The organism is Mycobacterium sp. 360MFTsu5.1, assembly GCF_000383495.1.
Lineage (GTDB): Bacteria > Actinomycetota > Actinomycetes > Mycobacteriales > Mycobacteriaceae > Mycobacterium > Mycobacterium mucogenicum_B.
The window spans coordinates 38,213-52,441 of record NZ_KB911477.1 but is presented as its reverse complement, the minus strand read 5'-3'; the positions used below and the strand labels follow the sequence as shown (position 1 = coordinate 52,441).

General features: G+C 67.9%; 14 protein-coding genes and 1 tRNA gene. 6 read left to right on the top strand and 9 right to left on the bottom strand.

Annotated elements, in window-relative coordinates:
- Positions 1-2: 2 nt before the first annotated feature.
- The 4 genes from thrC to argS are packed head-to-tail and all read right to left on the bottom strand — an operon-like array spanning position 3 to position 5,432.
- The gene (gene thrC, locus H289_RS0127685; protein WP_020104115.1) at positions 3-1,070 is read right to left on the bottom strand and encodes a threonine synthase; all 1,068 of its coding nucleotides are present in this window, start codon (positions 1,068-1,070) and stop codon (positions 3-5) included.
- Entirely contained in the window at positions 1,070-2,389 is a 1,320-nt protein-coding gene (locus H289_RS0127680; RefSeq protein WP_020104114.1) for a homoserine dehydrogenase, read from the bottom strand. The genes thrC and H289_RS0127680 overlap by 1 nt, the downstream gene beginning before the upstream one ends.
- Positions 2,386-3,756: a diaminopimelate decarboxylase gene (lysA, locus tag H289_RS0127675; RefSeq protein ID WP_177127432.1), complete on the bottom strand. Its 1,371-nt coding sequence runs from the start codon at positions 3,754-3,756 to the stop codon at positions 2,386-2,388. Before lysA ends, H289_RS0127680 begins: the two co-directional genes overlap by 4 nt.
- Before the next feature lie 23 nt (positions 3,757-3,779).
- Complete coding sequence (gene argS, locus H289_RS0127670; RefSeq protein WP_020104112.1) at positions 3,780-5,432, bottom strand: arginine--tRNA ligase; 1,653 nt, start codon at positions 5,430-5,432, stop codon at positions 3,780-3,782.
- Between the two features lie 146 nt (positions 5,433-5,578).
- Here argS and H289_RS0127665 point away from each other — a divergent pair.
- A tRNA-Arg gene (locus H289_RS0127665) sits at positions 5,579-5,651 on the top strand.
- Between the two features lie 74 nt (positions 5,652-5,725).
- Here the strand turns inward: H289_RS0127665 and H289_RS31520 are convergent.
- Entirely contained in the window at positions 5,726-6,367 is a 642-nt protein-coding gene (locus H289_RS31520; RefSeq protein ID WP_020104111.1) for a DUF1942 domain-containing protein, read from the bottom strand.
- A gap of 179 nt (positions 6,368-6,546) precedes the next feature.
- On the opposite strand from H289_RS31520, the gene H289_RS0127655 reads away from it, so the two are divergent.
- Positions 6,547-7,038 carry a hypothetical protein gene (locus tag H289_RS0127655; RefSeq protein ID WP_020104110.1) on the top strand — a complete coding sequence of 164 codons (492 nt, stop codon included), beginning with the start codon at positions 6,547-6,549 and terminating at the stop codon, positions 7,036-7,038.
- On the opposite strand, the gene H289_RS0127650 is transcribed toward H289_RS0127655, so the two are convergent.
- Together H289_RS0127650 and H289_RS0127645 are read right to left on the bottom strand one after the other, a co-directional pair.
- Positions 6,978-8,225 (bottom strand): amidohydrolase, encoded by a 1,248-nt coding sequence (locus H289_RS0127650; protein ID WP_020104109.1) that lies wholly within the window; start codon positions 8,223-8,225, stop codon positions 6,978-6,980. The two genes, H289_RS0127655 and H289_RS0127650, sit on opposite strands and share 61 nt — an antisense overlap.
- Positions 8,222-9,118 carry an LLM class flavin-dependent oxidoreductase gene (locus H289_RS0127645; RefSeq protein WP_029105835.1) on the bottom strand — a complete coding sequence of 299 codons (897 nt, stop codon included), beginning with the start codon at positions 9,116-9,118 and terminating at the stop codon, positions 8,222-8,224. The genes H289_RS0127650 and H289_RS0127645 overlap by 4 nt, the downstream gene beginning before the upstream one ends.
- 185 nt (positions 9,119-9,303) lie before the next feature.
- Here H289_RS0127645 and H289_RS0127640 point away from each other — a divergent pair, with 185 nt between their 5' ends.
- Genes H289_RS0127640 through H289_RS0127630 form a run of 3 tightly spaced genes read left to right on the top strand, consistent with a single transcriptional unit; the run spans position 9,304 to position 12,151 of the window.
- Positions 9,304-10,617 carry a sensor histidine kinase gene (locus H289_RS0127640; protein ID WP_029105834.1) on the top strand — a complete coding sequence of 438 codons (1,314 nt, stop codon included), beginning with the start codon at positions 9,304-9,306 and terminating at the stop codon, positions 10,615-10,617.
- Positions 10,605-11,249, top strand: coding sequence for a response regulator transcription factor (locus H289_RS0127635; RefSeq protein ID WP_029105833.1), 645 nt, complete (start codon positions 10,605-10,607; stop codon positions 11,247-11,249). The genes H289_RS0127640 and H289_RS0127635 overlap by 13 nt, the downstream gene beginning before the upstream one ends.
- A gap of 20 nt (positions 11,250-11,269) precedes the next feature.
- Complete coding sequence (locus H289_RS0127630; protein ID WP_020104105.1) at positions 11,270-12,151, top strand: DUF4097 family beta strand repeat-containing protein; 882 nt, start codon at positions 11,270-11,272, stop codon at positions 12,149-12,151.
- Here H289_RS0127630 and H289_RS32110 read toward each other — a convergent pair.
- Positions 12,138-12,635, bottom strand: coding sequence for a DUF4232 domain-containing protein (locus tag H289_RS32110; RefSeq protein ID WP_155944283.1), 498 nt, complete (start codon positions 12,633-12,635; stop codon positions 12,138-12,140). The genes H289_RS0127630 and H289_RS32110 overlap by 14 nt on opposite strands.
- A gap of 20 nt (positions 12,636-12,655) precedes the next feature.
- Complete coding sequence (locus H289_RS0127620; RefSeq protein ID WP_020104103.1) at positions 12,656-13,669, bottom strand: nitronate monooxygenase; 1,014 nt, start codon at positions 13,667-13,669, stop codon at positions 12,656-12,658.
- A gap of 75 nt (positions 13,670-13,744) precedes the next feature.
- On the opposite strand from H289_RS0127620, the gene H289_RS0127615 reads away from it, so the two are divergent.
- On the top strand, positions 13,745-14,134 hold the full coding sequence (locus tag H289_RS0127615; protein WP_020104102.1) for a VOC family protein: 390 nt from the start codon (positions 13,745-13,747) through the stop codon (positions 14,132-14,134).
- Positions 14,135-14,229: the final 95 nt, after the last annotated feature.

Here is a 14,229-nt window from a genome sequence, read left to right as displayed (position 1 = left end):
CGTCAGACCAGTCCGAGCTGTTCGACCACGGCGGTCGGGTCGACCGGGATGGCCTTGACCTCGGGCATGCCCTTGAGGGCATTGTCGGGATCCTTGAGGCCGTTGCCGGTGACGGTGCAGACCACGGTCGAGCCGGGCTTGACCCAGCCGTCCTCGATGGACTTGAGCAGACCCGCGATGCTGGCCGCCGAGGCCGGCTCGACGAACACGCCCTCCGCCTTGGCGACCAGGTGGTACGCAGCCAGGATCTCTTCGTCGGTGGCGGCGAGGAAGCGGCCGTCCGACTGCTCCTTGGCCGCCACGGCGCCGTCCCACGAAGCCGGAGAACCGATTCGGATCGCGGTGGCGATGGTCTCCGGGTTCTTGACGGGCTCGCCGAGCACCAGAGGCGCCGCGCCGGCAGCCTGCGTGCCGAGCATGCGGGGCAGCCGGTCGGACACGCCGTCACGGTGGTATTCGCTGTAACCGCGCCAGTAGGCGGTGATGTTGCCGGCGTTGCCGACGGGCAGCGAGTGCACGTCAGGGGCGGTGCCGAGCGCGTCGACGATCTCGAAAGCCGCGGTCTTCTGACCCTCGATGCGGACCGGGTTGACGGAGTTGACCAGGGCGATGGTCGGGTAGTCGGCGGTCAGCTTGCGGGCCAGCTCCAGACAGTCGTCGAAGTTGCCGTCGACCTGAATGATCTTGGCGCCGTGCATGACTGCCTGCGCCAGCTTGCCCATGGCGATCTTGCCCTGCGGGATCAGCACCGCGCAGGTGATGCCGGCACGCGCGGCGTAGGCCGCCGCCGACGCCGAGGTGTTGCCGGTGGACGCGCACAGCACGGCCTTCTGGCCGCGGGCGACGGCGTCGCTCACGGCCATGGTCATGCCACGGTCCTTGAACGAACCGGTGGGGTTGAGCCCCTCGACCTTCAAATGCACTGTGCAGCCGGTCTGTTCACTGAGCCGCTTGGCGTGGATCAGCGGGGTGCCACCCTCGAGCAGGGTGACCGGCGTCCAGTTCTCGGTGCCGGGCAGACGGTCCCGGTAGGCCTCGATCAGGCCGGGCCACGGCTTGTGCACGCTCATTACTTACTGGTTCCTTCCATGCGCAGCACACTGTTGATGCTCTGCACCGCTTCGTGATCGGCAAGGGCCGCAACGGTTTCCGACAGCGCTTCGTCGGTGGCCCGGTGGGTGACGACGACGATGCGGGCGCCGCTGCGCTCGCCGGACTCGTCCTCCATGCCCTCCTGGCGGACCTCGGCGATGCTGACCTCACGCTTGCCGAATTCGGCTGCGACAGAGGACAACACACCGGGCTTGTCCGCCACGTTCATGCTCACGTAGTAGCGGGTCTCGATGGCGCCGATCGAGGCGATCGGCAGCTTGGCGTACTTGGACTCCCGCGGACCGCGGCCACCCTGCACGCGGTTGCGCGCGGCCATGACGACGTCGCCCATGACGGCCGACGCGGTCGGTGCCCCACCGGCGCCGCGGCCGTAGAACATCAGCTCGCCGGCGGCCTCGGCCTCCACGAAGACCGCGTTGAACGCGCCGTTGACCGAGGCCAGCGGGTGGTCCAGCGGCACCAGCGCCGGGTAGACGCGTGCCGAAACCCGTTGCTTGCCTTTACCGGTGGTCAGCCGCTCGCAGATGGCGAGCAACTTGATGGTGCAGCCCAGCGCCTTGGCGGACTCGAAGTCGGCGGCACTGACCTTCGTCATGCCCTCGCGGTAGACGTCGTCGGCGGTGACCCGGGTGTGGAACGCGATGGACGCCAGGATGGCGGCCTTGGCGGCCGCGTCGTAGCCCTCGACGTCGGCAGTCGGATCGGCCTCGGCGTAGCCCAGCACGCCGGCTTCGGCGAGCGCGTCGGCGTAGTCGGCGCCGGTCTCGCTCATCGCGGACAGGATGTAGTTGGTGGTGCCGTTGACGATGCCCGCCACCCGGCACACGACGTCACCCGCGAGCGACTGGGTCAGCGGGCGGATCACCGGGATCGCGCCGGCCACGGCCGCCTCGAAATACAGGTCCACGCGCGCCTTTTCGGCCGCCTGGGCGAGTTCACCGGTGGACTGCGCCATCAGCGCCTTGTTGGCGGTGACCACCGACTTGCCCTGCTCCAGCGCGGCCATGATGGCCTTGCGGGCCGGCTCGACGGGACCCATGAGCTCGATGACGATGTCGACGTCGTCGCGCGACACCAGGGCCTCGATGTCGTCGGTGAGCATGTCGACGGGCACGCCGCGGCCTTTGGCGACCTTGCGGACACCGACGCCGCGCAGCTCCAGGGGCGCACCGATGCGAGCGGCCAGGTCGTCAGCGCTGTTCTCGATGATCCGGACCACCTCGGTCCCGACGTTCCCGAGTCCGAGAACTGCTACGCCGATTGGCTTTTCACTCATTGACCACTCACTTCCAGGCTCAACAGGTCTTCGACGGTCTCCCGACGCAAGATCAGGCGTGCGTTGCCGTCCTTCACCGCGACGACGGCGGGACGGGTCAGCAGGTTGTACCGGCTGGACATCGAATAGCAGTAGGCGCCGGTGGCGGCGACCGCGATCAGGTCACCAGGACCGACATCACTGGACACCCACGTGTCGCGGACGATGATGTCGCCGGTCTCGCAATGCTTTCCGACGATCCGCGCCAGTGTCGCGGGGGCGTCGCTGGCGCGCGACACCAGCCGGGCGTCGTACTGGGCGTCGTACAGCGACGGCCGGATGTTGTCGCTCATGCCGCCGTCGACGCTGACGTAGCGCCGGTACTTGTCGGCCGAAACGGCAACGTCTTTCACGGTGCCGACCTCGTACAGCGTGATGGTGCCGGGACCCGCGATGGCGCGGCCCGGCTCGACGACCAGCTTGGGCGTCGGCAGGCCCACGGCCTCCGACTCGGCCTTCACGATGGCCTTGAGCTTGTCGGCCAGCTCCTTCATAGGCGGCGGGTCGTCGCTGGGCAGGTACGAGATACCCAGTCCCCCACCGAGATCCATGACGGACATCTGCGCCGTCTTCTCGACACCGAATTCGGCGACGACGTCGCGCAGCAGGCCGATGACGCGGTGGGCCGCGATCTCGAACCCGGCCACATCGAAAATCTGCGAGCCGACGTGGCAGTGCAGGCCGACCAGCCGCAGGTTGTCGGTGGCGAAGACCTTGCGCACCGCATCCATCGCCGCGCCGCTCGCCAGCGACAGACCGAACTTCTGGTCCTCGTGGGCAGTGGAGATGAACTCGTGGGTGTGCGCCTCGACGCCTGGGGTCACGCGGACCAGGACGTCCTGCACCACACCGGCCGCGCCGGCGATGGCCTCCAGGCGTTCGATCTCGATCTCGGAGTCCAGCACGATGTGCCCGACGCCGGCCGCGACCGCGGCCGTCAGCTCAGGGACCGATTTGTTGTTGCCGTGCACCGTGATTCGCTCGGCTGGGAACTCGGCGTGCAGGGCCACGGCCAGCTCGCCGCCGGTGGCGACGTCGAGGCACAGGCCCTCCTGTGCAACCCAACGCGCGATCTCGGCGCACAGGAACGCCTTGCCGGCGTAGTGCACGTGCTCGCCGCCACCGAACGAGTCGGCGATCTCGCGGCAGCGGGACCGGAAGTCGTCCTCGTCGATGACGAACAGCGGTGTGCCGAACTGCTCGGCCAACGCGCCGACCGTCACACCGGCGACGCTGACCTGCCCGTCGGCGCCCCGAACCAGGTTGCGCGGCCAGACGTTCGGCGCCAACAGGTTGACCTCGTCGGGCGTCCGCGGCTTCTCCGGCACCACGTTGCCGGTCGGCTGTCCGCTCACATCCGCTCCGGTGCGCTCACGCCGAGGATCTGCAGACCGTTGGCGATGACCTGGCGGGTCGCCGCGCACAGCGCCAGGCGCGCGCGGTGCAGGTCGCTGTGCTCTTCGTCGCCCATGGGGAGCACGCGGCAGGAGTCGTAGAACCGGTGGTAGTCACCGGCCAGGTCCTCCAGGTACCGGCACACGCGGTGCGGTTCCCGAAGGGCCGCAGCGGTTTTGAGCACCCGCGGGAACTCGCCGATGGTGCGCATCAGCGTGGCTTCGCGATCGTGGCTCAGCAGATCGAGGTGACCGAGGTCCGACTGCAAGCCGAGATCGGCGGCGTTGCGTGCCAGGGCCGACAGCCGCGCGTGCGCGTATTGCACGTAGTAGACCGGGTTTTCGTTGGACGCGCTGGCCCACAGCCCCAGGTCGATGTCGATCGGGCTGTTCACCGACGACCGGATCAGCACGTAGCGGGCCGCGTCCACGCCGATGGCGTCGACCAGGTCCTCCAGGGTGATCACGGTGCCGGCGCGCTTGCTCATGCGCATCGGCTGGCCGTCCTTGACCAGGTTGACCATCTGGCCGATCAGCACCTCGACGGTGTCGGGGTCCTCGCCGAGCGCGGCGGCGACGGCCTTGAGGCGGCCGATGTAGCCGTGATGGTCGGCGCCAAGCATGTAGATGCACAGGTCGAACCCGCGCTGGCGCTTGTCCAGGTAGTACGCGATGTCACCGGCGACGTACGCCGGGTTGCCGTCGCTCTTGATGACGACGCGGTCCTTGTCGTCACCGAAGTCGGTGGTGCGCAACCAGATTGCGCCGTCCTGCTCGTAGATCGAGCCGTTCTCGCGCAGCTTCTCGATGGCCTGCTCCACTCGGCCCGAGGTGTGCATCGAGTCTTCGTGGGTGTAGACGTCGAAGTCGGTGCCGAAGTCGTGCAGCGACTGCTTGATCTGGCCGAACATCAAATCCACGCCGAGCTCGCGGAAGACTTCCTGACACTCGCCGGCCGGCAGGCTCAGGGCGTCGGGCCGCTTGGCCACGACGTCGGCGGCGATGTCCTTGATGTAATCGCCGCCGTAGCCGTCCTCGGGGGCCGGCTCGCCCTTGGCGGCCGCGACCAGCGAGCGGGCGAAGCGGTCGATCTGCCCACCGTGGTCGTTGAAGTAGTACTCGCGGACGACGGTGGCGTCCTGCGTGGCCAGCAGGCGGCCCAGCGCGTCACCAACGGCGGCCCAGCGGGTGCCGCCGATGTGGATGGGGCCGGTCGGGTTCGCCGAGACGAACTCCAGGTTGATGTGGCGGCCCTTGAGCTCCTCGGATGTGCCGTAGCGGTCGCCGGCACCCAAGACGTTGAGAACGACGACGCTCTGCGCGGACGCCTCGATGCGCAGATTCACGAAGCCCGGACCGGCAACCGTGGCGTCGGCGATACCGTCGGCGTCGTTCAGCCGCTCTGCCAGCCATTCGGCCAGGTCACGCGGGTTGACGCCGACCTTCTTGCCCAGCTGCAGCGCCAGGTTGGTCGCGTAATCGCCGTGCTCGGGGTTGCGGGGACGCTCGATGGCCACTGTTTCGGGCAGCGCGGCGATGTCCAGGTCGTGTTCGACCAGGACCACGGCGGCGGTGTTCTTGAGCAGTTCAGCCAGATCGGCGGGGGTCACGGGGGTCCATCCTATGGGCTGAGCTGCTCAGGCTTGTCATCGGTCACCTGCTGGTCGGTAGGCAGTCCGCACCGATTCGGGAGGCGGGCCACCGATGCGCTAGTCTGTGATCGCCCAACGGCGCCGCTGGCTCGCCAGCATCAAGCGCCCCCGTAGCTCAGGGGATAGAGCGTCTGCCTCCGGAGCAGAAGGCCGCAGGTTCGAATCCTGCCGGGGGCACCCAATCAGGCTTTTATGTGTGGTTCCGCACGTCGTGCCAGCCCAAGAATCCCCCAGCCGCAATCAGAGCTTGCTCAGCGACGGCCACCCTCGTTGTATCCCGGCGACGCCACCTCGGCTTCGGTCAGCTCGAAGGGCGGCGGCGCGACGACTTCAGGGGCGAAGAAATTGCCGCCTGTCGGCGTCCCCTCGGCGGGCGGTGTGCTCTCGGCGGCCGGTGCGGTGATGATCTCGCTGGTCCCGACGACGTCGTCGTCGGCGTCGGCAGCAGCTACGACACTCGCGGAAGGGCGAGGCACCCACACCATCAGGTCCTGGAATCCGTCGTTGTAGACGACGCTGTTCGGCGCCTCACCGACGACGTCGAAGTAGAGCTTGCCGGTCGTCGTCCCACCAGGCGGCGCCGACGGCACGCCCCCACCGATGACCCGGTAGTTCGCGCCGCTCTCGGCGCGGGCGTTGAAGAACCCGACGATCGGGTTGGCCCAGCCGCCGACCCCTTCGACCGTGACGGTCGCCGAGTAGAGCCGGCCGTTATGCGGCACGGGGTCCGAACTCGGCTTCAAGCCCTTGACCGTATAGCCGATCTCGTTCAGCGTCTCCTGCTGACCGAAGGGCTTGATGTTGTTGGCGGCCGAGGCGGAGCCCGCCGTCATGCCGGCCATACCCAGCGCGATCGCGGCGATGCCCACGGGCGCCACAAGTTTGATCTTCACCGTTACTCCCGTCCCACACCGAGGCAGTGTCCAACGCGGAGGTTACCCGTCGAAGTGCTGGTCAAACGCGGTTTTGCCGGATCTTTCCGTCAGGCACTGTCCGGCTGCCGGGAAGCCGCGATCCGCGGCGCGCCCAACCGAGATATCAACGACCCGAATCTCGCGATCGAAAGGATGTCATGGGCAAGCAATTTGGGTGGAGACGCTTCTTGGTGATCGCGGTGCCGGTGTCGATCCTGACGTTCATCCTCGACGTCGTCTTCCACAAGACGGCGGGACCGGCGCTGTTCGGCAACAGCTACCCGGCGGCCGACTACCCGCAGCGCCCGCTGGCCGAAATCATGGACCTGTTCCCGTTTCTCGGGTTCACATACGTCCTGCAGCTGACGATGCTGTGCTTCCTGTTCCTGCGGCTGTACCCCGGCCGTGGGCTGGGAAAGGCCGCCTGGTGGGGCATCTGGGGCGGCCTGTTCGTCGTCATCCCCAACATGCAGTTCTTCGTCGCCGTCTCCCACACCACGTGGACGATGCTGATCATCCAGATGATCGAAGCGATCGCACTCTGCGTGCTGGCGGCGTGCGTCTTCGAGATCGCCTACCGCCCAAAGGACTACAACCAGGACAGCGCGGCCACCACGAGTGCCTCGGTGCCGGTGTCGAGCGTCGGCTGAATCACCGGGCCGAACGTCGGCGAGTGGTTCACCGGGATGTCCTGGCTGATCCGGCCGGCTTCGGCGGCGCGGGTGAATTCCGCGGCATCGATGCCACCGAACATCCAGTAGGTGTACGGCACACCGAGCGCCCGGGGGATGTCGCTGAAATCCTCACTCGCGGAGGCCTGCGGGATGGCCAGCACGCGGTCGCCGAACTGTTCGACGAAGGCGTCGTGCACACGGGCGGTGGCGGCTTCGTCGTTGTCGGTGACCGGAAACTGGTCGTAGAACTCGAATTCCGGCTCTTTCGGTGAATCCGACGCCTGGCACTCTGCGATGACGATGCGCTTCACGGCCGCGATGACCGCGGTGCGCACGGCGTCGTCGTAGGTGCGCAGGTTCAGTTCCAGCACGGCGTGGTCACCGATGATGTTGCTCTTGGTGCCCGAATTGATGCTGCCGACGGTGAGCACGACGGTCTCGGTCGGCGCGACTTCACGCGACACGATGGTCTGCAGCCGGATCACGATCATCGCGGCCAGCACGACGGGATCGATGGTGGCGTTGGGCATGGAGCCGTGGCCGCCGCGCCCGTACACCGTCACGCGGATGCTGTCGGCCGCGGCCATGACCGGCCCGCTGCGGGTGCCGACGAATCCGGCCGGCGCCGGCGCGACATGCTGTCCCAGCGCCACGTCGACCTTGCCGACGACGTCCGCCAGCCCGTCGGCGACCATGCCGGCGGCACCGCCACCAACCTCTTCGGCGGGCTGGAACAGCGCAATCGCGGTGCCCTGCCAGTGATCTCGTCCATCGGCCAGCAGCGCGGCCGCGCCGAGCAGACAGGTGACATGGGTGTCGTGGCCGCATGCGTGCATGACGGGCACGTCCTTGCCGGCGCCGTCGGTGCCGCGCACGGTGCTCGCGTAGGGCAGCCCGGTGGCCTCGGCAACGGGCAGCGCGTCCATGTCGGCCCGCATCAGCACCGACGCGCCGTCCCCGTTGCGCAGGATGCCCACGACGCCGGTGCCGCCGATGCCGGCGGTCACCTCATAACCGAGCTCGGTCAGCTTGTCCGACACCAGCTTTGCGGTGCGATGTTCCTGGTGTGACAGCTCCGGGTGCTCGTGCAGATCGCGGTACAGGTCCTCCTGCCACACCCGCACCTCGGGCAAGCCGGCCAGCACGTCCGTCGCACGACTCATAGCGCCGCCTCTCCGGTGAAATCCTTGACCACGTCGGCCACCCGACGCAGCTGGTCGATGTCCGAGCTGGTGGGGATGAGATGCACCTCGTCGGTGCCGATGTCGTCGAACTTCTGCAGCACGTCGAGCAATTCGTCTTCGGTGCCGGCCCAGCCCGTGGTCGGCGCCATCGCGTCGACGTACTCCTCCGGAATCCAGTTCATGTACCGGCGCAGGTGCCGGTGCACCTGGCTGCGCGCCTCGTCTTTCTCACCGAGGGCGAACCAGAACGACGTGGCCAAGTGCGGCTTGGGTTTTCCCGCCTCGGCCCAGGCCTCCCGGGCGACGTCGAACAGTTCGCTCTCGCGCTCCACGTTGAGGTCCAGCGTGGTACCCGCCATGCCGTCCGCCCAATTGGCCGCGCTGCGTACGGTTTTCGGACCGATGGTGCCGACCAGCAATCGCGGGCCGCCCGGCTGAACAGTCTCGGGCCCGACGGGCAGCACGGATTCGGTGAGCTTCTCCCCCGCCCACACGCGCTTCATCAGCGCGACACGTTCGGCCATGCCGCGCATGGTCTGGGTCTTCGGGTCGGCGCCGACGGCGTTGTAGTCTTCGTGCCGGCCCCCGACGCCGAGGCCGACCGTCAGCCGTCCACCGCTGAGCATGTCGCCGGTGGCAAGCGCTTTCGCCAGCATCACCGGATCATGCAATTGCGGGACGATCACCGTGGTGACCAGCCGTACCCGGTCGGTCCAGGCCGCCAGTGCGCCGAGCAGCGTCAGCGAATCGGGGTTGTCGAACGCGATGCGCTCGCCCCAGCACAGGGACGAGAAGGGCCCGCCGTCGATCACTCTTGCCCAGGCCGTCAGCGTTGCCGCATCGAGGTTGGGCTCCATCACTGGCATCGTCATCCCGATCTGCACACAGCCGATTCTGGCATGCGCGTCCAGCGCGAGGGTTCGGGTTGACCGGTAAGGCTCTGGTCACGGGTGGGCCGGCAAGGCCCGGTACAGGGCGAACCGGTGGGGGTTTACCCCCAGAGATGTCGTGGGAAAACGCCGTGTCCCCGGACTCCGCCGGTGCCTAAGTTGGAGGCATGGTCGCAACAGCTACAGACCCCGCGTCGGTCGAGCCGACACATCCGACAACGGCACCGGCCGTGCAGCGCGCATCCGATCTCGGTGTCGTGCCCACGTCGTCGATGATCGTCGGCGCCGTCACCGGCATGATCTGGTTCTGGATACCGCTGTCCCTGCTCATCCTCGCCGTCACCTCGATCCCCTCGGTGATCGGGACGGTGTTCGGCGGGCTGGTGTTCGTCTACGCCGTCCGCGCCACCGACCGGGTGGAACGGGTGCGCAGTGAGGCGGTGTTCGGCTTCGGCATCGCCGTCCCGTACCGAAAGCTCACGCCCTACAGCGGTTTTCAGGGCTGGGCGCATCAGCTGTGGTTGGACGTCAGCAGCGGCCGGTTCTGGAAGGTGTTGGGACACAGCTACCTGCGCATGGTCTTCGACATCTTCGCGGTCGGACTGGCGTTCACCCTCCTCGCTTTCGCGTTGCTCGGTCCTGCCGCGGCGACCGCGATCCACAACAGTGATCCCGCTGCCGGTCTGAGCTTCATCTCCCCGCCGCTGTCCTGGCTGCTGGCCGCCATCGCGCTGGCCGCGGCCGCGGGCATCCTGGTCTTCGGGCCCCGGGTGGACGCCGCCGTCGACCGGTGGCTCCTGCCGGCGTCGCCGACGGCGGCACTGCAGCATGAGGTCAGTGCCCTGCACCAGGCTCGCCGCGGCGCGGTGTCGTCGGCGTCCACCGAACGGCACCGCATCGAACGCGACCTGCACGACAGTGTGCAGCCCCGGCTCGTGTCGTTGGCCATGACGATCGGGCTGGCGCAGACCAAGCTCGACTCAGACCTGCCCGAGGCCCGCAAGCTGATCGCCGAGGCACACGACGACGCCAAGGCCGCTCTGCTCGAACTGCGAAATGTGGTGCGCGGCATCGCACCGACGATCCTGGCCGACCGTGGCCTGGACGCCGCCCTGTCGGCGGTGGTGCAGCGCACCGAAACCGCCGGCGTGCCGGTGACGCTGGAACTGCAACTGCCGAAACGCTTTTCCGATGAGGTCGAGTCGTGCGCGTACTTCGTCGTCGCCGAGTCGTTGACCAACATCGCCAAGCACGCCCAGGCCACCCACGCCGTCGTCACGGTGCGCTACCACGAACCCACCGACCAACTGCACATCTCGGTGTTCGACGACGGCATCGGCGGGGCGCAGACCACCGGCGACGACACGACGGGCCTGCGCGGCCTCGGTGAGCGGGTGCGCGCGGCGCGCGGCACCTTCGCCGTCTCGAGCCCCGAAACCGGAACGACGACCGTGACGGCGGTACTGCCATGCGCATTGTGATCGCCGAGGATTCGGCCCTGCTGCGCGCGGGTATCGAGCGCATCCTGATCGACGCCGGCCACGACGTGCTCGCCGGGGTGCCCGATGCCACCGAACTGCTGCGTGCCGTCAACCAGCACAACCCCGACCTCGTCATCGTCGATGTCCGGATGCCGCCGACCTTCACCGACGAGGGCATCCGCGCCGCCGCGCTGCTGCGCAGCCAGAACCCCGAGTCACCGGTGCTGGTGCTGTCGCACTATGTCGAAGAACGGTACGCGGCCGACCTGATCGCCTCGGATACAAGGGGTTTCGGCTACCTGCTGAAGGACCGGGTCGCCGACGTCCCGGCATTCCTGGACGCCGTCACCACGGTGGGCACCGGTGGCACCGTCCTGGACCCCGAAGTGGTGTCCCAAATCCTGGTACGCACGCACCGGCGCTCCACCCTGGCCGTACTCACCCCGCGTGAGCAGGAGGTGATGCAGCTGATGGCGGAAGGCAAGACAAACTCGGCCATCGCCGCGCTGCTGCACGTGTCGATCGGCTCCGCCGAAAAACACATCGCGTCGATCTTCACGAAGCTGGACCTGACCCCCGACGACAGCGAGAACCGGCGTGTCCTCGCCGTCTTGCGCTATCTCGAATCCTGAAGAGAGAAAAGGACTTTCCCATGACTTCGAATCTGGATACCGCACCACTGTCCGATGCCGCCACACCGCCCGCGCTGACCCCGGGTGGTCGGTCGGCAATGCGCTCGCTGCTGGTGGTGACCGCCGTCGTCGTGACGCTGTCGGCGGCCGCGGGAATCGGCGGATTGGCCTGGGGCATCAGCTCGGTGCGCGTCGCCGCCGAAACCGAGACCCTGCCGGCCGACTTCAGCTCTCTGACGATCGACACCGGCGACCTGCCGACCGCCATCAGGATCACCAGCGACCGCAACGTCAACGAGCCACGCGTCCGGATGCGGTTGCTCAACACCGCAAAAGACGACCACCAGGCCTTGAAGGTCACCCGCAACGGCGGCGCCGTCAGCCTCACGGTGACCGGTGAACCGTCCCCGCTGTTCGACTTCGGCCCGCCCGGGGAGATCATGGTGACGCTGCCGCCCGATGTGGCGCACCGGCTTTCGGTCACCACCAAACAACAGGTCGGTGTGATGCTGAGCCAGACCGACCTGGATCAGCTGACGGTGCACAACACCGACGGCGCCGTCGTGCTCGGCGGCAACGCCCGCCGGATCGAGATCCATACGCAGAGCGGCGATATCCAGACCCGCGACCCGATCGTGGTCACCGATGCGTTCGTCGCCGAGTCCACTGACGGTCACATCGGCGTGGACCTCAAAGAGGTCGCCCCGCGCACCGTCGAGGTCACCAACCGGGACTCGGACATCGACCTCACCGTGCCGACCGGTGGGCCGTACCTGGTGCGGGCACAGGCGGGCGACCACGCGCAGGTGCGGGTGCCGCAGACCGAGGACCCGGCCCGTGCCGTCTCGCAGATCACCGCACGGACCGATGACGGCAGCATCACCATCACTACGCGCCGGTGAACGGCCCCACCCGCAGCGTTGGGTAAGCCGTACTGGCACAAGCGGTATCAGCGTGGCCGATGATGATCGGCGCGGTATCCCCCGGCAGGTTGACCTGCAAGCCGCTGACCGGCACGGCATCACAGTCGGCCGGGAAGTTGCCCGCGTTGACGATGCCGAGGTTCGCCGCGGTGGACTGGCCTGGTTCGATCACCACGACACCGATGACGGTTTCCGCGTCCTGATTGGCGGCCACGCCGACCACATGATTGTCGGAGCCCGCGATGAAGGACACTGCCGGATAACCCGACATGCTGCACGGGGCGTCGCCGGAGTTCTTGAGGATCACCGGATAGAACGTCGTCCCGGCAGCACCGTCGGGCGGGCCCAGGCTCGGTGTCAATTGCACAGTGGCACACCGCGGTACCTGGACGGGGTCGGCATGAGCGACGGTGATCGGCCAGGCGCAGGCCACCGCCAATGGGATCGCGACAACGGTTCGCATGCCTGCTCCTTTCACGACGCTCACACGAGCCCGGCCATGATGTCGGCGACCGAACCTGACCGGATCTTCCGGAATCCGGTGCCCGCCCAGACGTTCGTCCCATCCGGATCCCCGGCCGCCACTGCAGCCTTGCGCAGCGGGCTGGTGAGGTAGTGGACCTCGGGATAGCCCAGCGGCGCCTGCGCGTCGTGTTCGTCGATGAACCGGTTGCGCAGCCCGCGGGCGTAGCGCCCCGAGAAAGCTTTCGTGACAACGGTTTCGGTGAACCGCGGATCGACGAGCGCGGCGCGGTGCACGGGACTGGAGCCCGACTCGTCGGCGAGCAGAAACGCCGTGCCGAGTTGTGCGGCCACCGCACCGGCGGCGATGACGGCGGCGACGTCGTCGGCGGTCATCAGGCCGCCGGCCGCGACGACGGGCAGTTCCGTCGCGGCGAGCACGTCGGCCAGCAGTTCGGTGAGTGGCTGCGTGGCGGGCGCGGCCAGCGGGTCGTAGGTGCCGCGGTGGCCGCCGGCGTCGGGGCCCTGCACGGCGAGGGCGTCGACACCCGTGGCTGCGGCCTGCGCGGCTTCGGCCACGGTGGTGACCGTTGCGACCGTGGTGGTACCGGCCTGCCGCAACCGCGCGCACTCGTCGGCGGTGGGCCCGCCGAAGGTGAAGGACACGACATCGGGCCGCAGGTCGGCGACGACGTCGAGCTTGGCCGCCCAGTCGTCATCGTTGAATGTCGGATCGCCGAGCGCGGCCCCGTAGCGGGTGGCTTCACCGGCGAGTTCAGTCGCGTACCGCTCGATCTCTCGCGCCTCGACGGTACTGGGCTGCGAGGCAAAGAGATTCACGCCCAGCGGGCCGGTGGTCAGCGCGCGTGCGGCGGTGATGCGGTCGGCAAGCGTCTGGGCCGTCAGGTAGCCGGCCGCCACGAATCCCAAGCCACCGGCCGCCGAGCCCGCCGCGGCCAGCTCGGGCGTCGACGGCCCACCGGCCATCGGCGCGACGATCACCGGAACTGCCAGCTCACGCAGGTCGAACGCCATACCTAGATCATGACAGGCAGGGGCCGCCCACACCGGCAGTGACGCGACGCACGTGAACGGGTAGAACGGAGGGATATGGCCATCACCTTCAACCACACCATCGTCCACTCGACCGACCGCTCGGCCGCGGCCACTTTTTTCACCGAGCTCTTCGGTTTGCCTCCCGCCCAAGAAGGCGGGCCATTCCTCGCCGTCGAACTGAATCACGGCGTCAGCCTCGATTTCACCCAGGTCCCGGAGGGCACCAAGGTCGTCCCCCAGCACTATGCCTTCCTGGTGTCGGAGGAGGAATTCACCGCGATCTACGACCGGATTCGTGAACGCGGACTGCAACATTGGGCCGATCCGCGCGGTCAGCATCCCGGCGAGATCAATCGCAACGACGGTGGCCGCGGCGTCTACTTCCAGGATCCCAGCGGGCATTACCTGGAGATCATCACCCGGCCGTACGGCTCAGGCGGCTGAGCACGGGCGAGCATTCAGCGGCCAGTCATGCGCCGCGAGCGCGACGAAATTGCACGCGAATCACGGTGTGTCGGAGTACAAACACGGCCGCTCGC

Bases quoted from the DNA above. Each gene is read 5' to 3' on its own strand.
- thrC (WP_020104115.1), bottom strand. From the start codon at position 1,070: ATGAGCGTGCACAAGCCGTGGCCCGGCCTGATCGAGGCCTACCGGGAC.
- H289_RS0127680 (WP_020104114.1), bottom strand. From the start codon at position 2,389: ATGAGTGAAAAGCCAATCGGCGTAGCAGTTCTCGGACTCGGGAACGTC.
- H289_RS0127655 (WP_020104110.1), top strand. From the start codon at position 6,547: ATGGGCAAGCAATTTGGGTGGAGACGCTTCTTGGTGATCGCGGTGCCG.
- H289_RS0127650 (WP_020104109.1), bottom strand. From the start codon at position 8,225: ATGAGTCGTGCGACGGACGTGCTGGCCGGCTTGCCCGAGGTGCGGGTG.
- H289_RS0127645 (WP_029105835.1), bottom strand. From the start codon at position 9,118: ATGACGATGCCAGTGATGGAGCCCAACCTCGATGCGGCAACGCTGACG.
- H289_RS0127640 (WP_029105834.1), top strand. From the start codon at position 9,304: ATGGTCGCAACAGCTACAGACCCCGCGTCGGTCGAGCCGACACATCCG.
- H289_RS0127635 (WP_029105833.1), top strand. From the start codon at position 10,605: ATGCGCATTGTGATCGCCGAGGATTCGGCCCTGCTGCGCGCGGGTATC.
- H289_RS0127630 (WP_020104105.1), top strand. From the start codon at position 11,270: ATGACTTCGAATCTGGATACCGCACCACTGTCCGATGCCGCCACACCG.
- H289_RS32110 (WP_155944283.1), bottom strand. From the start codon at position 12,635: ATGCGAACCGTTGTCGCGATCCCATTGGCGGTGGCCTGCGCCTGGCCG.
- H289_RS0127620 (WP_020104103.1), bottom strand. From the start codon at position 13,669: ATGGCGTTCGACCTGCGTGAGCTGGCAGTTCCGGTGATCGTCGCGCCG.
- H289_RS0127615 (WP_020104102.1), top strand. From the start codon at position 13,745: ATGGCCATCACCTTCAACCACACCATCGTCCACTCGACCGACCGCTCG.